Annotated in this window: 17 protein-coding genes and 1 other RNA gene; 13 read left to right on the top strand and 5 right to left on the bottom strand. The window is 51.1% G+C overall.

The annotated features are described in order from the left end of the window. Positions 1–16 precede the first annotated feature (16 nt). Complete coding sequence (chrA, locus tag G8768_RS17965; RefSeq protein ID WP_208020258.1) at positions 17–1,243, top strand: chromate efflux transporter; 1,227 nt, start codon at positions 17–19, stop codon at positions 1,241–1,243. Here chrA and G8768_RS17960 read toward each other — a convergent pair. The 3 genes from G8768_RS17960 to rapA are packed head-to-tail and all read right to left on the bottom strand — an operon-like array spanning position 1,225 to position 5,350. After that, positions 1,225–2,142, bottom strand: coding sequence for an RluA family pseudouridine synthase (locus G8768_RS17960; protein ID WP_166848180.1), 918 nt, complete (start codon positions 2,140–2,142; stop codon positions 1,225–1,227). The two genes, chrA and G8768_RS17960, sit on opposite strands and share 19 nt — an antisense overlap. A gap of 24 nt (positions 2,143–2,166) precedes the next feature. After that, complete coding sequence (locus G8768_RS17955; protein WP_166848185.1) at positions 2,167–2,448, bottom strand: hypothetical protein; 282 nt, start codon at positions 2,446–2,448, stop codon at positions 2,167–2,169. A 55-nt stretch (positions 2,449–2,503) separates the two neighbouring features. After that, positions 2,504–5,350, bottom strand: coding sequence for an RNA polymerase-associated protein RapA (gene rapA, locus G8768_RS17950; protein WP_166848187.1), 2,847 nt, complete (start codon positions 5,348–5,350; stop codon positions 2,504–2,506). Positions 5,351–5,567: 217 nt separating this feature from the next. Between rapA and G8768_RS17945 the strand changes: the two genes are divergently transcribed. The 3 genes from G8768_RS17945 to trxA all read left to right on the top strand — a co-directional run bounded on the left by G8768_RS17945 (position 5,568) and on the right by trxA (position 9,081). Continuing rightward, complete coding sequence (locus tag G8768_RS17945) at positions 5,568–6,467, top strand: MBL fold metallo-hydrolase (protein ID WP_166848189.1); 900 nt, start codon at positions 5,568–5,570, stop codon at positions 6,465–6,467. A 615-nt stretch (positions 6,468–7,082) separates the two neighbouring features. Next, positions 7,083–8,000 (top strand): GAF domain-containing protein, encoded by a 918-nt coding sequence (locus G8768_RS17940; protein WP_166848192.1) that lies wholly within the window; start codon positions 7,083–7,085, stop codon positions 7,998–8,000. A 226-nt stretch (positions 8,001–8,226) separates the two neighbouring features. Continuing rightward, a complete protein-coding gene (gene trxA / locus G8768_RS17935) occupies positions 8,227–9,081 on the top strand; it encodes a thioredoxin (RefSeq protein WP_166848194.1) in 855 nt (284 codons plus the stop codon). A gap of 92 nt (positions 9,082–9,173) precedes the next feature. On the opposite strand, the gene G8768_RS17930 is transcribed toward trxA, so the two are convergent. After that, positions 9,174–9,785 (bottom strand): glutathione S-transferase family protein, encoded by a 612-nt coding sequence (locus tag G8768_RS17930; RefSeq protein ID WP_166848197.1) that lies wholly within the window; start codon positions 9,783–9,785, stop codon positions 9,174–9,176. Positions 9,786–9,984: 199 nt separating this feature from the next. After that, positions 9,985–11,904: a putative bifunctional diguanylate cyclase/phosphodiesterase gene (locus G8768_RS17925; protein ID WP_166848200.1), complete on the bottom strand. Its 1,920-nt coding sequence runs from the start codon at positions 11,902–11,904 to the stop codon at positions 9,985–9,987. 471 nt (positions 11,905–12,375) lie between these two features. Here G8768_RS17925 and G8768_RS17920 point away from each other — a divergent pair, with 471 nt between their 5' ends. The 9 genes from G8768_RS17920 (at position 12,376) to G8768_RS17880 (ending at position 19,494) form a co-directional block, all read left to right on the top strand. Further along, on the top strand, positions 12,376–13,506 hold the full coding sequence (locus G8768_RS17920) for a phosphoserine transaminase (RefSeq protein ID WP_166848203.1): 1,131 nt from the start codon (positions 12,376–12,378) through the stop codon (positions 13,504–13,506). Positions 13,507–13,654: 148 nt separating this feature from the next. Then, an RNA gene (gene ffs, locus G8768_RS17915) (signal recognition particle sRNA small type) lies at positions 13,655–13,751 on the top strand. A gap of 174 nt (positions 13,752–13,925) precedes the next feature. Then, positions 13,926–16,070: a DNA polymerase III subunit gamma/tau gene (gene dnaX, locus G8768_RS17910; RefSeq protein ID WP_166848206.1), complete on the top strand. Its 2,145-nt coding sequence runs from the start codon at positions 13,926–13,928 to the stop codon at positions 16,068–16,070. Between the two features lie 78 nt (positions 16,071–16,148). After that, a complete protein-coding gene (locus G8768_RS17905) occupies positions 16,149–16,469 on the top strand; it encodes a YbaB/EbfC family nucleoid-associated protein (protein ID WP_166848209.1) in 321 nt (106 codons plus the stop codon). A gap of 16 nt (positions 16,470–16,485) precedes the next feature. Then, a complete protein-coding gene (gene recR / locus G8768_RS17900) occupies positions 16,486–17,079 on the top strand; it encodes a recombination mediator RecR (protein WP_166848213.1) in 594 nt (197 codons plus the stop codon). 2 nt (positions 17,080–17,081) lie between these two features. After that, on the top strand, positions 17,082–18,221 hold the full coding sequence (gene rnd, locus G8768_RS17895; protein WP_166848216.1) for a ribonuclease D: 1,140 nt from the start codon (positions 17,082–17,084) through the stop codon (positions 18,219–18,221). A 68-nt stretch (positions 18,222–18,289) separates the two neighbouring features. Beyond that, positions 18,290–18,577, top strand: coding sequence for a YcgL domain-containing protein (locus tag G8768_RS17890; RefSeq protein ID WP_166848219.1), 288 nt, complete (start codon positions 18,290–18,292; stop codon positions 18,575–18,577). Continuing rightward, on the top strand, positions 18,577–19,011 hold the full coding sequence (locus tag G8768_RS17885) for a YcgN family cysteine cluster protein (RefSeq protein WP_166848223.1): 435 nt from the start codon (positions 18,577–18,579) through the stop codon (positions 19,009–19,011). The genes G8768_RS17890 and G8768_RS17885 overlap by 1 nt, the downstream gene beginning before the upstream one ends. Before the next feature lie 81 nt (positions 19,012–19,092). After that, positions 19,093–19,494 (top strand): hypothetical protein, encoded by a 402-nt coding sequence (locus G8768_RS17880; protein ID WP_166848226.1) that lies wholly within the window; start codon positions 19,093–19,095, stop codon positions 19,492–19,494. Positions 19,495–19,521: the final 27 nt, after the last annotated feature.

The raw sequence follows: 19,521 nt of genomic DNA, 5'->3' as shown, positions 1-19,521 counted from the left end.
GCAAATTTGAGGTGATATGAGTCAGGGTGAATGCACTTCAGAAGCCAGAGCCAGTGTGCTGGATGTTTTTATTCAGTTTCTGAAGTTGGGTCTGACTTCCTTTGGCGGTCCGGTGGCGCATATTGGCTACTTTCAACGGGAATTTGTCGAGCGTAAAGCCTGGCTTAAGTCTTCGGAGTTTGCTTCCTTGCTGGCACTTTGCCAGTTCCTGCCCGGGCCAGCGAGCAGTCAGTTGGGTTTTGCCATTGGCCTTCATCGTGCCGGAATCGTTGGGGCCTTCGTTGCTTTTCTCGCTTTTACCTTACCCTCTGTGTTATCGCTGCTGCTTTTACTTTGGGTATCACCGTATCTTTCAGAAACAAACAATCAGCTGCTATTGCAGAGTTTTAAGTTATTGGCTGTAGTGATTGTCGCAGATGCTCTCTTGAGCATGGGGCAAAATCTTTGCAACAGTTGGCCCAAGCGTGGGCTTGCCATGGTGGTTGCTCTGGTATTGCTGTTCAGCTCTGTGGGGCCTTGGCCTTGTTTGATTGCGGCGGCTGTTTTTGGTTTTTTTGTCCTAAAGGAAAGTGCACCCAAGCTGGGGGGCGAGATTTCTCACGATTGTTATCCTGGCCTTTCCAGTAAGCATTCATGGCTTTTTGCCGGCGTATTTTTTCTGTTGTTGTGCGTGTTCCTAGTGCCTCCCAGATTGTTGGGTTTTGATCAGAATATTCCCGTTCTGTGGTCATTGGCTTCTGAGTTTTATCAGGCGGGAGCGTTGGTGTTTGGTGGTGGTCATGTGGTGTTGCCTCTGCTGCAAAGCAGTTTGCTGGAGCCCGGTTTGGTGACTGAAGGTGAATTTTTGACGGCCTATGGCTCGGCGCAAATTGTTCCTGGCCCCATGTTCAGTATCGCCGCTTATTTGGGCGCCGTTGCCGGCCCGGATTCCTTTTCTGTCACTGGTGCGGCAGTGGCTTTGCTGGCGATATTTCTACCCGGTTTTTTACTATTGCTGGCGGTGCTTCCGGTTTGGCAAACGTTGTTGCAGCAGGAAAAGCTTGCAGCGGCGGTGGCCGCGGTAAATGCAGCCGTTGTGGGCTTGTTGGCGGCCAGTTTTTATCAGCCGGTCGTTGTCAGCGCCGTGCACTCGATCATTGATGTGATCGTGGTCGCTGCCGGTTTTTATCTACTGCGCTTTATTAAATTGCCCGTGATCTGTTTATTGCCACTGATTCTGTTTGTTCAGGTGTTGATCGGGTAGTTGCTGGGAGTGTTTGAGGCTTCGGTAATGGCCTGAAGCCAGGCTTGGCTATTGATGCTGAACTGCTGATCGTGCCCCTGGTGATCAGAAAAACTCAGCTGTTGGGCGCATAGCTGAAGTGGGTATTGGGCGCTGCCACCGTGAGTATCTTTCTCGTTGCTTTCTCCATTATTCTTTCTATTGTCTTTTCCATAACGCGAATCGCCGATCACGGGATACCCGAGTAGGGCAGCGTGTCGCCTTACCTGATGTTTACGGCCTGTTGTGATGCGCACTTCCACTAAACTTCTGTTTCCCTCCAATACGGTTAGCTTGGAGAATTCGCTGTAAGCCGGCTTATCGTCCAGAGTCTGGTCGATGATTTGTTTTTGCTCAGGGAAGTCACCATCGACCACAATGTGGTAACGCTTTTCGATTGTGTGTTGGGCGAACAGTTCACTTAAGTGTCGGGCAGCTGCTTTGTTGTGAGCAAGTAAAATTAAGCCGCAAGCATCTTGATCCAGACGATGCACGATACGACAGGGGCGGGAAATTGCCTGCTCGGCGACACGAACCAGTGCGCAATGATCGGCGAAACGGCTGCCCTGTGAACGCATCCCCCTGGGTTTTAGCCAAACGCTGTAATCTTGAAGATCTTTAATCAGTTCGGCTTGTTGAGGAATTTGGGAGAGAATGTCGGGCTGATAATAAAAGTGCAGTTGTGCAATGTCTTTGCAGTTATCGCTGTTGCGACGCAAGGGCAGGGCTTTTTTGCCGCGTTGGCGCCACACGGCGCCTTTACTCATGGCTTGCTTGATGACGTTGCGTGAAAGACCGCTGTGTTCGACGAGTAAATCCAGTGGGCTGCGATGGGCCTTATCGCTGTCGATGTTAAGATGATATTCCTGAACGTCGCTCATGGGGAAACACTGGATCGTTGTTGATTAGTGGGCATCAAACATCTGGATCATGTAGCCGGTTTCCAGTGCTTCGGCCAGAGCTTTGTCGTTTTCGATTAGCTTGCTGTCAAGTTTATCGTTCGGAATCAACTTGCGTTTTTCGATATGAATATCGTGAAAACCTTCTTTAAACAGAAAAATCTGACAAAGCTTTTCTGCACCGAACATATCTTTGAAATCGATATAGACAATGAACGGGATGCTGTCTCCGGCTTTGAAACCCGGCTGCTCTTTTTTGGATTTGGCCGTGACAGAGAAAATAAACATAGTGCGTTTCCAGAAATAATAAGAGCTGCATCTTGAAAGATACAGCTCGATTGAATCAGGTGGTTAAAGCGATACGGATGGCATCGAGATTGAGTTGTGCGCTGGCAATGGCTTCGCGAATGGCATCGCGTTTTGTGATCAAATGCTCCACTTCTTCCTGACGAATATTGGGGTTCACCTGGGCCAGAGCCTGCAGGCGTTCAATTTCTTCGCCCAGTTGATCATTGGCTCGATCCAGGGCAGCCTGGCGTTGTTTTTCCTGCTCAGGGGCGGCCATCTGTTCGGCTTTGTCGATCAGGCTGGTAATGGCCTCGCGCCCCTGGCGAGCAATTTCCTGTGCGGTACGCTTCGGAATTTTCTGACCCAGTTGATTAAAGTGTTCAACCTTAATAATGTTGGAAAAATCCTTATCGTTAGCATCGACCACAACGCGAACAGCTTGCACTGGCATATACCGGCTGAGCTGCAAGTGCTTGGGTGCCTGGTAGCTCATGGTGAAAATGGCTTCCAGCAATAAGTTACCGGCTTTCAGTGGTGGCAACTTAATGCTGCAAATACAGGTGTTGCCTTTATCGCCGCTGCGAATCATGTCCATCGCGCCAACCACCATGGGGTGTTCCCAGCTTAAAAACTGCATGTCGTCGCGATGAAGCGCTTTCTGGCGGCTTACTGTGCCGGTAAAGCCATCTTCCGGCAAACCGGGGAAGTGACCTTCGCGCATATGATCGCCGGGGCGCATAATCAATGTGGCTTCGCTGTGGCCTTCGCTGTCGACCCCATAGCTGTCAAAGACGCTTTCCAGATAGTCCAGCAACTCGCCATCGTTTTCGTGCTCACTGATATTTTGTACCAGCTCGTCGGCGTGTTCCTGATTGAAAGAACTCAGTTCCAGAAGGTGGTTACGACCTTCGGCAAGTTTGGCGTTCAGGGCATCACGTGCTTCAGCGGTTTGCTGGTGCAACTGTGAGTGCTCAGCGCCGGCATTGGTCAATGCCTGGTCCAGTGTGTCGCCGAATTGCTGGCGCAGATGATGCGCGCCTGGGCAAGCGTGCTCAAAGGCGTTTAAGCCCTGGTGATACCAGTTAAGCAAAACCTCCTGGGCGGTGTCCTGATAATAGGGTACGTGAATCTGTACGGTATTTTCCTGACCAATGCGATCGAGGCGGCCAATGCGTTGCTCCAGCAGATCGGGGTTGCTCGGCAAATCAAACAAAATAAGGTGTTGTGCGAATTGGAAGTTGCGGCCTTCACTGCCAATTTCAGAACAGATTAAGATATCGGCACCGTCTTCCTGATCGGCAAAATACGCCGCCGCGCGGTCACGCTCCAACAAGCTCATGCCTTCATGGAATACGGCACTGGCCAGCCCCACGCGCAGTCGAATGTGAGATTCCAGATCCAGAGCGGTATCGGCGTGGTGGCAAATCAATAAGGTTTTTTCATGGCGGTGTTGCTTCAACCAGTCTTTTAGCCACTGTACGCGATCGTCGTGATTCAACCAGCTTAAGCCCCATTGATGCTCGGCCTGCAACACACCGTCCAGCCCTCGCTCCAGCTGACTGAAATCGTCTCGCCAGTCTGCGGGTTTTGGCAGCGGGTAGGGCAGCAGCTTGCGGCTTGGGAAGCCGGCAATGTTGTCGCGGGTGTTGCGCATCAGTACCCGGCCCGTTCCATGCTGATCCAAAATGCGAGCGATGGCATACTGCGCCGCTTTTTCCGGTTCGCCAATGAGTTGCTGGTAGTGACTCCACTGGTGCTCACCCAGCCACTCTTGCAACTGATTCACAGCTGCGTCGCTCAACGCTTCGCCTTTTTGCAGAGCCATGACTAAATGGTTTACATCGGTGTAGCTTTCTTCTTCAGTGAGGTACTGTTCCAGGCTTGGGTAGCGATCGGGGTCCAATAGCTGCAAACGTGCAAAATGACCTTCAATACCCAGCTGTTCGGGTGTTGCAGTCAACAATAATAATCCACGACTGTGCTCGGCTAATTGTTGCACACATTGGTATTCCTGGCTCGGGCCGCTTTCACTCCATTCCAGATGATGGGCTTCATCAACCACGAGCAGATCCCAGTCGCAGGCAAGGGCTTCCTGCAAGCGTTCTGGGTTTTCTGTGAGAAAACTCAGTTGCGTAATAATGAGCTGGCTGCTCTCGAAGGGGTTTTCATTGTCTTCGATGGCTTCACAGCGAGCCTGGTCAATAATACTGAAGCTGAGATTGAAGCGGCGCAGCATTTCCACCAGCCATTGGTGAACCAGACTGTCGGGCAAAACGATCAGCACACGTTCGGCCATGCCGGTAAACAGCTGTTTATGAATGATCATGCCGGCTTCAATGGTTTTACCCAGGCCCACTTCATCGGCCAGCAAAACGCGGGGGGCGTAACGGCTGGCGACTTGCTCGGCAATATAAAGCTGGTGAGGCAGTAATTGCACCCGGGCCCCGGACAAGCCCTGTACTGGCTGTTGACCGATGGTTTCCAGTTCCTGCAGAGTTCGGTAGCGCAAGGCAAAACTTTTTGGAGAATCCAGTTGACCGGCAAAGAGACGATCCTTCGGGGCGCTGAATTGAATAAAGCTGGTCAGCTCCAATTCGCTGATGTTCACTTCTTCGCCATTGGCAGTAAGGCCCGCGTAAATCAGGATGCCTTCGTCTTCCTCAATGTGCTCAATCGTAAAAAGTTGATTATCAATCGTACTGACACTGTCGCCCTTGTGGTAAATCACTCGATTGAGTGGCGCATTGCTGATCGCATAATGGCGACGTTCACCGACGGCGGGAAAGCTGATTTCAACCATACGCTCATCGGCATCAACGATGATGCCAAGGCCCAGTTCGGCTTCGGTATTACTTACCCAGCGCTGGCCGGGACAAAAACTGTTTACAGATAGTTCAGACAAGAGGGTTCCTGCTTTGCGGTTGTGGCGCTCAAAATTAAGGCGGCGATAATAGGTCCAAGCGGCGATTCTGACAAGGCTTCATCACGGATATAAAGGCTTTATGGCGAATTTGGGACAGTAGTACATGCTCTGTCACTATGAACGCTTACACGGAGGTCGCCTTTTTGTTACTTTTAAGGCCTAATCATAGTTCATTGCGACTCAGTGAGAGGAAATTATGTCCGTAAAATTTGCCAAATCGACTCTATTAAGCGCGGCTTTGCTCAGTGTAAGTGCAGGCCTTGCTGCCCAGCAAGACTTTTCCAAGGTGGAGATCACTCATGAAGCCGTCGCGGGGTCCATCTTTATGCTACAAGGGTCAGGTGGCAACATCGGTCTGCTGGTGGGCGAAGAGGGGAACCTGATGGTAGATGATCAGTACGAGCCTCTGGCGCCTAAAATTAAAGCGGCCATCGGCAAGCTCAGCCAGCAGCCTGTTCGCTATGTGCTGAACACCCACTGGCACTTTGACCACACCGGTGGCAATGGTGAGTTTAACAGCAACGATACGTTGATGATTGCCCAGGACAATGTTCGTGCTCGCATGTTGAGTGGCGGCGAAATCAAAACCTTCAATGCCAAGATTCCGCCTGCGAAGCCTGAAGCTCTGCCAGAGCTGACCTTTAAAGAGCGCCTGCAGTTGCATTTCGCCGGCGAAGATATTGAAGCGCTGGCCATGCCAAATGCACACACCGACGGCGATGCCATCGTGTTCTTCAAGAACAGCAATGTGGTGCATATGGGGGATTTGTATTTCAAGGATGTTTATCCCTTTGTGGATCTAAGCAGTGGCGGTTCGGTAACGGGTGTTTTGGCGGCGGTAAATGGCGCATTGGCTCGCATGGATGAGCAAACCAAAGTAATCCCCGGTCACGGTTCCCTGAGTAACAAAGCGGAACTCACTGATTATCGCAATATGCTGCAAACCTCGATTGATGTTGTCGGCAAGCTCAAGAAGGCTGGCAAGAGTTTGGAAGACGTGAAAAAGGCTGACCCATTGGCCAAGTTGAATGGCCAGTTTGGCGATGGTTTCATCAAGCCGGAATTGTGGCTGCAATTCGTTTATAAAAGTTTGTAATTCAAAAATCCCCGGCCCAGGCCGGGGATTTTTATTTTCGAGACTTGTTGTTCTTTATTTAAGGTGTCTGAATTTCTGACGCCTGGTTTCCCGAATATTTTCCCGCTGATTCTTTTTGGTCTATATTTTCTGTTTTGCCAATTTTGTTTTTAAACGCCAGTTTGGAAAGTTTGCAATTTTGACAACAGAATGGATTCTTATTCTCATCATTTTAAAAGCGTCAAAAAGCCGTAAAACGAAGGGTTTTCAGGTGTTTTTTGCCTAACGTGTTAAGCATTGTGCGGGCGCTTGTGTGTCCGTAACTCGCACGCTTTTGAGGGAAAATAATAAAAATATAATTCGGGCTAAAAAACCAATCAAAAGTACCAGCAGATTTGGTTGTCTTTATTGGGTTTATCACCGATATTTAATCTATAGTGTTTTTGCCCGATAAGCTTGCGAGCTATTCGAGCAGTGCTATGTTTGAAGTGATAGGTTTAAGTGAGCTGTTCATTTCTGGACGTTATGGCAGCCATAACACAGCGAGCACAATGCTCCTAATTTCCCGCTAGAGGTATTAGCTGCTCAATCCAGGCAGTTTGTTACACAAAGTGCCCAACGAAAGGGGTTACTCAAGTGATTGATAAGAATCAATGGCTTTTAGAATCAGACTCTTCCAATTTCTGTCTGAACAAATGGCAAAAAACCGTCGGGCTCATGGCTGAGTTGTACGACGCGCCGGTTGGTTTGATTATTCAAGCCAATCATCAGGGTTACCAATACACCGCATCCAACTTTGGTAAGAGAGGGCCATACCCGGCCGGGATGACCTATGGACCGGATGCCAATGTATTTGCACGGGCGGTGGTGGATAGCGGGGAGACACTGTATGTCTCCGATGCCCAGGCGGAACCGCTGTGGGCCGATAACCCGGAAGTCGTGGATGAGGGCTTTTGTTCCTTTTTAGGTATGCCTATTTTTTGGCCAGATGGCTCGGCTTTTGGTTGTATCTGCGTGATGGATCATTCCATTACTGCCTATGGTGATGCTTTTATGCGCTTGATGGTCCAGTTGCGAGATTTGATCGAGCAGGACCTGCAACTCTGGGATCAGTTTGAGCTGATGCGGGAAATGGCGCTAAAAGATCATCCAGACGACATTTATAATGCCCAGGGGCTGAGCACGCTGGGGCAGTCCTGTATGCAGTTCGCCCGCCGTTACGGTTTCGATATCGGTGTTATTGGTGTGAGTGTTGAGGGCCTGCCGTTATCTTCGGCCAAATCGGAGTACGAGCAGGGCGTTTCGCAAATCGGTGAGACGATTCAGGCGCGCTTACGTGGCTCCGATGTTGTAGCCCGCATGAGCGATGACAGCTTTGTGGTTGTGGCTCTGGCCAATAGTCCCGATGAGATTGAACTGCTCTGCCAGCGCTTGCAAGAGGCTGTCGGTGAATTAGGTGAGGGGCTGACGCTTTCCTGTACCCAACAGTTCTATCCACTGGATAAAGCGCCGAACGTAGAAATGATGCTGCGCGGTGCTGCCAAGGTTGCTTAGCAGAAACGCGCGCTCAGGCAAGACACCGCCGCCTGAGTACACGCCTCAGACCTGACCAATAGAGCCCAAAGACCGTTGAAGCGCGAGCCTCAGCGGTTTTTTTGTGCCATTGAATTTCAGTATACTTAACCCCATCTTGATAACAACGAACAGCGAGCCGTACCTGTGATGGCACCTGCTGCGCGACACTCGTTGCAACACTCTTTGAATATCTTGGAAGCCTGGAATGAACGAATTTATTGTTGATGTCACCATGGAAAATGCTCAGCAGATGCTGATCGATGAATCCATGCAGCGCCCGGTGGTGGTCGATTTTTGGGCTGATTGGTGTGCGCCCTGTAAAAACCTGATGCCTATTTTGGAATCATTGGCGAATGAGTACGCCGGGGCGTTTCTGTTGGCCAAAGTTAATGCCGATGAGCAACAACAGATAGCGGCCCAGTTTGGTGTGCGCAGTTTGCCAACGGTGATTGTTATGCAAAATGGTCAGCCGGTGGATGGTTTTCAAGGTGCCCAGAGTGAAGCTCAGGTTCGTGAAGTTCTGAGTAAATATTTACCCAAGCCCTGGGATGCTTTATTGCAACAGGCTGCGCCACTATTGCAAGAAGAAAAATGGGCCGAGGCCCTTGAGTTATTGCGCCAGGCCTATGACTTATCGTCTTCCGATACCGCCATTGGAAAAACTCTGGCGCGTGTTTATATTGAGTTAAATCGTTGCTCCGAGGCGGAAACCATTATTCAGGCGATTCCGATGGCCGAGCAGGATGCCCAGTATGAGCAACTGTTAGCGCTGCTGGAGCTGAAACAAAACGCCGCGAAGTCTCCGGAAGTGACGGCATTGGAAGAAGCGTTGGCGGCAGATCCGGACAATGTGGACTTGCAGCTGCAGCTGGCGGTGCAATATTCCCAACATCAGCATTCAGAAGAAGCACTGGAGCTTTTGTTATCAATGTTACGCAAAGACATTAACTGCAAAGATGGGGAAGTAAAGAAAACCACATTGGACATTATTGCGGCGCTGGGCAAAGCCGATTCCATGGCGATTAAATATCAACGCCAGGTTTTCAGTTTGTTGTATTAAAAAACACAGGAAGTGCAGTCAGGAAGGACCTCGTGGGATGCAGCACAGGCTACCTCCCACATTTCAAGGTTAAGGCAATAAGGCCAGCGTTTTTATGCTGAAGCGCTCGGTCTTGCGGAAACCGCATCGCGCCAGCGTTGGATGTTGCTGTGTTGCTCACCTGGATTCAGCTTCATGACGCGGGCAAAGTCAATGGCACAAATTGCGGTGATATCCGCAATGCTGAAACTGTCGCCTGCAATAAATTCATTCTGGCTGAGCTGGTGTTCCAGAACATCGTAAAACTTCATGGCTTGCTCACCACAGACTTCGCCCCATTCTTTCACGGGTGTTTCGCGATCTTTGAAATAGCCGGTTACGTTTCGAAAGCAGAACCCGACATTCATCATTAGATTGAATTCCACTAAACGTTGCCACATGTCAATTCGGGCTTTTTCTTCCGGGTTACTACCCATCAGTGGTGTATTGGCGGGATCGAGCTCTTCAAAGTAGCGACATATAGAAACGGTTTCGCTGATGTAACTGCCATTATCCAGTTCCAGAACCGGAATGCGACCACCCGGATTTTTGGCTAAAAATTCCGGTGAAATGTTTTCACCACCGACAATATCCACCTGCACGTATTCCATATCGATGCCTTTTTCTGCCAAAAACATGCGAACGCGGCGGCCATTGGGCGTGGAATTGGTTTCGAAAATTTTCATGCTCAGATCCTGTTATGTTGGGCTCAATGCTCTTCATCTTAGGGCTTGATGATCGTGGAGACAATGGCATTGAACTGAATTAAAAGGGCTTTGGGCAATTATTTTTTGAGTTTGAGAGGGCAAATGGCGGAGTGTTGGGCGAAGGCGCAGTAATCCACTAAAAAATGGCAGGATTGGCTTTGTACTCAGGCGGCGAGGTCTAGCTGGTGCTGAGATTCAGTTCGCCCTGATTGTCTTCAGTTGTTTCCTTGCCAATCGAGCGGGTGATATCAAAACTTGGGTCTTGCAGGCGGCGATGTTGTTCCAGAATAAAATCTTCCAGTTTGTCGGCAATCATCGGACGAGCAAACAAGCTCCCCTGGAATAAATCACAGCCATAGGTTTTTAACAGCAATAGATGATGGCGCAGTTCAACGCCTTCGGCGACCACCTGCAAACGATAGTGCTGACCAATCGCGAGAATGGATTTCACCAGCACCACATCATCATGATTGTGTTCCAGTTCGCTGATGAACGACGTGTCGATTTTGAGTTCGTGAATCGGCAAGCGCTTCAGGTAGCTCAAGGAAGAAAATCCAGTACCAAAATCATCCAATGAGGTGTAGATACCCATCTCAAGCAATTGATTGATGAGATCCACCATGCTGTTGAGATCCGACATAAAGGTATTTTCGGTGATCTCCAGCATTAAAAAGCCGGGCGGCAATTCGTGTTTCTCACACAGGGACTCAATGATTTTCAGGAAGCCGGGATGTTCAAGTTGCTGGGGGCTGACATTCACCGAGAGACGAATGCGATGATCCGGGTGCAGCTGCTGGTTCAGTTGGTGAATTTCTTCCACCGCATTTTGTAAAACCTGTTTGCCCAGTTCGATAATAATGCCGGACTCTTCGGCAATAGGAATAAATGTAGCCGGGCTGATTTCTCCCCATTCCGGATGATCCCACCGACACAGCGCTTCTACGGCAACGGGACGATAGTGACGGTCGAACTGCAATTGATAATGCAGCTTCATTTGATTTTTAGCCAGCGCTTTATGCAGCTCGTTTTCCATGGCAATGCGACGGTCAACGGCTTCGTAAATGGATGCCTGGAAAACCTGGACCCGATTGCGGCCATCTTGCTTGGCCAGATACATCGCCATATCGGCTTTTTGTAATGCGGATTCACTGGATTCGCCCCCGAGAGGAAATACCATTACGCCAATGCTGGCGGTAATGTGGCAGTCACCGGATTCCAGTGGAATAGGGAACTCCAGGGATTGTAATAATTTGTCGGCCAGTTGCTTGGCGTGTTCAGTGGCTTTGTCGATGTTGCCATCGAGATCTTCCATCAGCACAACAAACTCATCACCGCCAAGGCGCGCGAGGGTATCCTGGCTGCGGATTAAACCTTGAAGGCGAGAAGAAAACAGTTGCAGTAGTTCGTCGCCCGCTGCATGGCCGCGAGAATCATTAATGTTTTTAAAGCGATCCAGGTCGATAAACAACAGGGCCAGTTTGTGCGTGCGGCGGCGAGAATTTTCAAAGCTCTGTTCGAGTCGGTCCAGAAACAAACGTCGATTGGGCAGACCGGTGAGGGCATCATAGTAAGCGAGGTATATCGCTTCTTCCTGGGCGCGCTTTCGTTCGCTGATATCCCGAAACACCACCTGCAACACTTCACCGCCTTCGATGGGCAGGGCGGTTAACAGGATTTCTACCGGGATAATATAATTGTCTTTACTGCGGGCCTGCCATTCAAAGGTATGGCTGCCCTGGCTGTGGGTTTTGAAAATCATTTCCTGGAATTTTCCCAGGCTCAGGGCGCTTTCGGATTTGCTGATGCGCACCAATTGCATCAAGCCCATTCCGAGCACGTCTTCTTTGGCGTTGTAGCCAAACAGTTTCAAGGCGGCCTGATTGCAATCGGTGACCGCGCGGGATTGCAGAACGAAATGAGCATCGCCCGAGGCTTCAAAGAGAATGCGGTATTTTTCTTCGCTACGCTGAAGTTGTTGTTCAATGCGTTTCCAGCGACTCAGATCTTCATTCAGCAGGCGATTGGTTTCGGCCAGGGCTTCAATCTGTTCGTAGCGGGTCTGCGATGTCAGCTTCTTGGCTTCTTCGTCTTCAATCATCTCGGCTAACTACCTATAACTGCCGCCTTGAGTCTAACAGTGGTTCGCCCACAAGTGCTGGGGGCTATGACCATAGAAACTCCGAGGTTTTGTCTCGGGATTTTGTCTTCGTCTAGTAATTCCATACGCCCAATCAGTTCATGCCCCGCAAAGCCAAATCGCGAGGCGCTCCAGTTCAAGGGGCCCGGTAGAGGTGATGAGAAGCTAACGGCTGGCTTCGGGTGATCGCTACTCCGGCTAAAAGCGTTTCCCACTTCTTATTAGACTAGTCTTTTTTTGTTTATATACAAACCATAGTTAGGGTTCGTTCAGGCTAATCTGGCGGAAAATACCCTGAATGGTCGTTTGAAGCTATCAGTCGAAGGTATGTGCTTCACGGAGCTGTGGAACAGTTCATGATCTCCTGATTTCTGGCATAATGCGCGACCTGATCAAACCGCTACATTCGGCACTGATGTTGAGAGGCTGTGTATGACCGCTTTGCTAAAACCGACCCACAAACCGAACAACCCCCATTTCTCTTCCGGCCCTTGCAGCAAGCGCCCGGGCTATTCTGTCACAGAGCTGGACATCAGTACGTTGGGGCGCTCCCACCGCTCGACCATTGGCAAGGCTGCCTTGCAGAAAGCCTGCGAGCAAACGGCTGAGTTATTACAGCTGCCCGAGGACTACCGGGTGGGCATTGTGCCGGCTTCCGATACCGGCGCTGTCGAAATGGCCCTGTGGTCGTTGCTGGGCCCGCGTCCAGTGGACGTTTTGGCCTGGGAATCCTTTGGCCGAGGCTGGATGACGGATATCTCCAAGCAGCTGTGTCTCGACAATGTTCGCTTGATCGATGCGGACTATGGTTATCTGCCCGATCTGAGTCAGGTGAATGCCGATCACGATGTGGTGTTTACCTGGAATGGTACGACCTCAGGGGTTCGCGTTCCTAATGCCGATTGGATCAGCGATGAGCGCGGGGGCTTGACCATTTGCGATGCAACCTCGGCGGTTTTCGCGATGGATATGCCCTGGGAGAAGCTCGATGTGGTGACTTTTTCCTGGCAAAAGGTGTTGGGCGGCGAGGGTGCCCATGGAATGCTGATTCTAAGCCCGCGTGCGGTCGAACGACTGGAGAACTACCAGCCACCGTGGCCACTGCCCAAATTGTTCCGTATGACCAAAAACGGCAAGCTGATTGAGGGCATCTTTAAGGGCGCCACGATCAATACCCCGTCCATGCTGGCGGTGGCGGACTACCTGGATGCCTTGAATTGGGTTGAAGAAAACGGCGGCCAGGGCTGGGCCGTTGCCAAGGCTGAAAGCAATCTCGCGGAGATACAGCGTTTTGTGGCCGAGCACGATTGGATTGATTTCCTGGCAAAGGATGAGAAAACCCTGTCGAGCACCAGTGTCTGCCTGACGCTTGAAGCCAGCGCAGAGCAGTTGAAAGCCATTTGTGCCTTGCTGGCCGAAGAAAATGTGGCCTTTGATATTGAATCCTACCGCGATGCGCCGGCAGGTTTGCGCATCTGGTGTGGTGCTACTGTCGAGTCGGCCGACATTGCGGCCATGTTGCCGTGGTTAGCCTGGGCCTACCAGGAGGTCTGTTCGCAATAAGGCGCGAATTGCCCGGGAAAGCCTTGTGCTTTCTCAAGTTTTCGCTGCAAAATTCACCATGCTGGCCAGGCTTTAAGCAGCTGCAAAACCTGGCTTGCAACTTGGTAAAAAAGCACGGATAATGCCGCGCTCTTGCAATGGTGGCTCTTGTCGGTCCCCTCGCAATGATTAGCTGCGAACCCCGCCAGGCCCGGAAGGGAGCAACGGTAGCAGTGAGTTCATGTGCCGGGGTGTGGCTGGCTTGAGCCGCCACCCAAGATCCACTCAGGATCGATAATCTTTCCCATCGTTATTCCTTTTTATCCTACTCGAACCGCAAAAATGCACATGCTGTGTAATAAAGCTGTCGCTAACCGTAGTGGCTATCGGGCTGTCTGGGATATAATGGCCGGATTGTAAAATAGGAATACACAACAGCGATGAGCTATCAGGTTTTGGCCCGCAAATGGCGGCCACGTATTTTCCGTGAGATGGTGGGGCAGGAGCATGTATTGCGGGCCCTGATCAATGCTCTGGACCACAACCGCCTTCACCATGCCTACCTGTTTACCGGCACCCGCGGAGTGGGTAAAACCACCATTGCCCGAATCCTGGCGAAATGCCTGAACTGTGAGCAGGGGGTTTCCTCTGAACCTTGTGGTCAATGCGGCGCCTGCGTCGAAATTGCCGAGGGACGCTTTGTTGATTTGATTGAAGTGGATGCGGCCTCGAAAACCAAGGTCGAAGATACCCGTGAGCTGCTCGACAATGTGCAATACGCTCCGACTCGCGGACGCTATAAAGTCTACCTCATCGATGAGGTGCATATGCTCTCTAACAGCAGTTTTAACGCACTGCTGAAAACGCTGGAAGAGCCGCCTCCCCATGTGAAGTTTTTGCTGGCAACCACCGACCCCCAAAAGTTGCCGGTCACTGTTTTGTCCCGCTGTCTGCAGTTCAATCTGAAGAACATGAACCCGGAACGCATCGTTGGGCATTTGCAGTTTATTCTCGATAAAGAAATGGTGCCCTTTGAAGAGCCCGCCCTGTGGCAGCTTGGTCGCGCTGCGGATGGCAGTATGCGTGATGCTTTGAGCCTAACGGATCAGGCGATCGCCTTTGGCAGTGGCAAGGTTCATGAGGCTGAAGTGCGCTCCATGCTGGGCACACTGGATCAATCTCATATCGTATCGATTTGTCAGGCCTTGGCCGCCGGTGATGGCAGCCAGGCTTTGCAGGTGGTTGCCCAGATGTCAGAGCAGGCGCCGGATTACGATTCCGCGCTTGCCGAGTTATTGGCGCTGCTGCACCGAATTGCCATTGGGCAGGCCGTACCGGATGCCGTCGACAACAGTGCCGGTGATCGAGATCAGGTATTGGCCCTGGCTCAACAGATGGCCGCCGAAGATGTTCAACTGTTTTACCAGACGGCTTTGCTGGCCCGTCGCGATTTGCCCCTGTCACCTGACCCTCGTGGTGGTTTTGAGATGGCGGTATTGCGGATGTTGGCGTTTAAGCCCCAGGGTGTTCCCAAGGTGCCGAATAAGCCCCTGGCCAACAGTGGGCCGGCGGTAGCGCCACCAGCTACACCAACGCCCGTGACGGACAATTCCGTTGCTGCTAGCCCGGCGGCCCCGGCAACTGCTGCGCCAACGCCGGCTGTTGAGATTCCTCCACCCGCTGAGCCGATTCCAATCGTAGAGCCGGCTCCTGTGGCTACCAATATGGAGGCCTCTGTTGATACGGCGCCAGCAGGCCCAACCCCAACAGTCAGCGCTTCAGAGGTTCCGGTGGAACCGGCCCAGCCTATCGAGGCACCTCATCAGGATGCTCCAGCGGTTCCAGAAGCCGCTATGCAAACCCAAGCGATGCCCCATAGCCAACCAGCGGCGATAGAGAATCAGGTTGTTGCACCTGAAACCTCAGCTGTCGCGGAAGTTCATGCGCTTGCTCAGTCGGCCCCGACAATAGAGGCGCAAGCCCAGCCAGCTGCGCAGATCTCAGAACCTCAAACCGTTGTTCAAACGGCTGCTGAACCCGAGTTGAGCAACAGTGAATTGGTTGATATCCGTGGCCTGGCTCAGGAGGTTGTGGATACACTCAAGCCGGAATCGGAGCTTGCCGCTGAACCTGAAGCGCAGCCCGTCACTATTGCTCCGGTGCAGCCAATTGCCTACGAGGCCCTTGATCCGGATAACTGGTTCGACCTATATCGCCAATTGGATTTCAGCGGGGTATTGCAAGCTACCGCGTCTAACTGCGCGTTGGTTCAGCGTCAGGAAAACGGTTTGGCCTTTGTGCTCGATGAGAGTAATAACCACCTTTATGATATCGCCCACCAACAGCGTATGGCGGATATTTTCAGCGAATATTTTGGGCGTCCACTGCAGGTTCAAATTGTGCAGGGTAATGCCGGTGACGTGACTCCCGCGTCAATCATTGCGCGTTTGAAAGCCCAGCGTCAGGCTGAGGCATTGGCGGCGATTGAAACGGACCCAACCATTATTCAGTTGATCGAAGAATTTGATGCGAAGTTAATTACTGACAGCGTAGTGCCGCTGGGGCCTGATCCGTTGAAGGCCTAAAACGTTAACATCAGAACGTTGAAATACATTAACCGCATACGCAAGTGAAGCCTAAGAGAACGTATTGAGGAATTAACCATGAAAGGTCTTGGGGATTTAATGAAGCAGGCCCAGGAAATGCAGGCCAAGATGCAGAACATGCAGGAAGAGCTCGCCAATGCCGAAGTGCAGGGCGAGGCCGGTGCCGGTTTGGTCAAAGTGATTATGACCGGGCGCCACGATGTCAAAAGCGTTTCCATTGATGCCAGCCTGATGGAAGAAGACAAAGAAATTCTGGAAGACTTGTTAGCCGCAGCGGTTAACGATGCTGTGCGCCGTGTTGAAGATGCCAATCGCGAAAAGATGGGTAACATGACCGCTGGCATGGGCATTCCCCCCGATTTTAAAATGCCATTTTAATCAGGCCGCTCTCTGAATGTTTAGCCCCCTAATTGATGAATTGATTAATGCTCTGCGTATATTGCCGGGCGTTGGTCCTAAATCGGCCCAGCGTATGGCGCTGCATTTGCTCGAACGCGATAAACCCGGCGCGGCAAAATTAGCCAGCAGTTTGCAACAGGCGATCGAACATGTTGGTCGCTGCAAATTGTGCCGTACGCTCACGGAGCAGGATATTTGCGCTACCTGTACGAACCCGCAGCGTGACAGCCGTTTATTGTGTGTCGTAGAAACCCCCGCAGATGTTCTGGCCATCGAACAGGCTGGTAATTATTCCGGCCGCTATTTTGTGTTGCTGGGGCATTTGTCGCCCATTGATGGCATTGGTCCGGAAGACATCGGTATCGATGTGTTGCTGGAGCGATTGCAAAACGAGCATATCGAAGAACTTATTCTGGCAACAAACCCAACCATCGAAGGCGAAGCTACGGCACATTATCTCGCCGAGCAGGCCAAACGTCTCGAAGTCAGAGTTTCCCGAATTGCACACGGCGTGCCATTGGGTGGTGAACTGGAATACATCGATGGTGGTACATTGGCCCATGCCTTCAATTCTCGTCAGGGGCTATAAGCGTGACTTCTGAAACTATTAATACTGTATGGCTGGATAACTCCCAGGCATTGAATGAACTTTGTCAGCGTTGTTCGGCGTTGCCGGCGATTGCTGTCGATACCGAATTTATGCGCAGCAGTACGTTTTATCCGAAGGTTGGATTGCTGCAAATCAATGATGGTGAACAGAACTTTTTAATTGATCCTCTGGCGTTTGATACCCAGGACCTTGAGCCCTTGCGTGCCCTTTGGCAGAACAAGGCTGTGGTTAAGGTGTTACACGCCTGCTCGGAGGATTTGGAAGTTTTTCAGCACTGGTTGGGGGTGGTTCCTCAGCCCTTGTTTGACACACAAATGGCGGCCAACTATGCCGCCTGTGGTTTTTCCCTGAGCTATGCCAAACTGGTTCATCAGTTTTTAGATCTTGAGTTGGAAAAAGGTGAAACCCGAAGCGATTGGCTGAAGCGTCCGCTTAGTGAGTCCCAATGCCATTACGCGGCGCTCGATGTGGAATATCTGTTGGAAATCTACCAGCGTTTAAAAACCATGCTGGAGCAAAAGCAGCGTCTGGAATATCTACAAGAGGATTGCCAGCGCCTGCTGGATAATGCCTGCATGGAATTCGAACCGCGTTCTGCATACTTAAAAGTGAAGTCTGCCTGGCGATTGTCATCGCGTAGCCTGGGCGTGTTACAGGCGCTGTGTGTTTGGCGCGAAGAGCAGGCACGCGAGCGTGATATTCCCCGTAATCGTCTGTGCAAAGATCCTCAGTTATTCACAATGGCTAAGCGTCCTCCGAAGCGTGTGAAAGATTTGGCTCGGGTGGAAGGCTTGCCGGGTCGAACGCTGCGCGAAGACGGTGAAACCTTGGTGCAGATTGTTGAACAGGTTTTGGATGACAACAGCAATTGGCCTAAAACTCTGGACAAGCCTTTAAGTGTTGATCAGGGCCAGCAGTTAAAAATGCTGCGCGAACACGGCCATCAGTTGGCTGAATCTATGGGCCTGGCGCCTGAGCTTTTGTTCAACAAAAAGGAATGGGAAGAATTAATCCGGCATTTGCTGTTTAACCGCCCGTTGCAGTCCAGTCGGTTTAACGGCTGGCGTGGAGAGCAGTTTTTGCCCGTGCTGCTGAGATCGTTCAGAGACCGTGTTAAGTAAGCGCTGTCCATAAAAATCCCGGGTTGTGCATCAGCCTGGCGAAAGTATTTTGAAGAGAGCTTTGAATCGTGAACAAGCTGATTTGTGAAATTTTCCGAAGCCCCAAGGAAGAGGGCCTGTATTTGTATGTCGATAAATCCAAAGGCTTGGTTGACGTTCCGGAAGCATTACTTGAAAAATTTGGCACGCCTAAACCTGCAATGACAATGTTGTTGGATGAGGGACGCAAGCTGGCCAAAGCCGACAGTAAAAAAGTGTTGGCAGCAATCGAAGAGCATGGTTACTACCTGCAACTTCCGCCACCGAAGGAAGCGTATATGCAGGAAGTGAATCACCATAACTCGAAACTGTTCTGATGGTCTTCTGGCAGGAAAAAACGCTTGAGCAGATGACCCCTAGAGAGTGGGAGTCACTTTGCGATGGCTGCGGGCAATGTTGTCTGCATAAGCTGGAAGATGAAGATACGGGTGCGTTTTATTACACTGAAGTCGCCTGTGAGTTGCTGGATATCGACTGCGCCCGTTGCAGCGATTACAAGCACCGCAAAAAACGAGTGCCCGAATGCCTGAAGCTCAGTGTTGCCGATGTTGAGCATTTTCATTGGTTGCCCAGCAATTGTGCGTATCGCTTGTTGGCCGATGGTGAGCCGCTGCCAGCCTGGCATCCACTGGTCAGTGGTAATCGGCAAACCGTTATTGATGCCGGCCAGTCGGTAATAGGGCGGGTGATCAGCGAAACAGAAGTCTCGGAAGAAGACTTGGAAGAACATGTTATTTATTGGGTCGAGTAACGCGCTTTAACAGTTGCGTGGATATCGTGAAAGGCTGTGACGGTACAAATGAATGAGACTGTGCAGCGCAAGGAGTCAAAAATGAGCCCGGAAGATTATCAATACGCATGGATTGCTTATCTCGTTGGCAGTGCGATTATTTTATTCGGCTGGTGGTTTGTCACTCGCGGAATTGGCAATCGCTATGTTCGCAATGGTCTGCGTATCATAGCGGCTGTGTTATTGCTGACGCCTCACGCTACCCAGAGTGGGGAAATGTTGATGTCACCGGCATTATTTGTGGCGGTGTTGGACCCATTGTTCACTGAAGATGGCGACTTTTTCAGAGCGGGCACGCCATTGCTCAGTACCTTGGGCGTCTGTCTGGTGCTGTATATTCTGATCGATCTGTTGTTTCTGCGTCGCCGACGCGAGAAGCAGGCTCAGGCCGCATTGGAAGCGGACCGTGCTGAGCTGCTGGCGGAAAGCCATCGCCATTCCTGATTGTTCAAGGCGCTTGTCTGTTAGGCC

The organism is Pseudoteredinibacter isoporae (genome assembly GCF_011602085.1).
In the GTDB taxonomy this organism is placed as follows: Bacteria; Pseudomonadota; Gammaproteobacteria; order Pseudomonadales; family Cellvibrionaceae; genus Pseudoteredinibacter; species Pseudoteredinibacter isoporae.
Note: the sequence above shows the minus strand (reverse complement) of the source record. Positions and strands in the feature narration are given on the sequence as shown.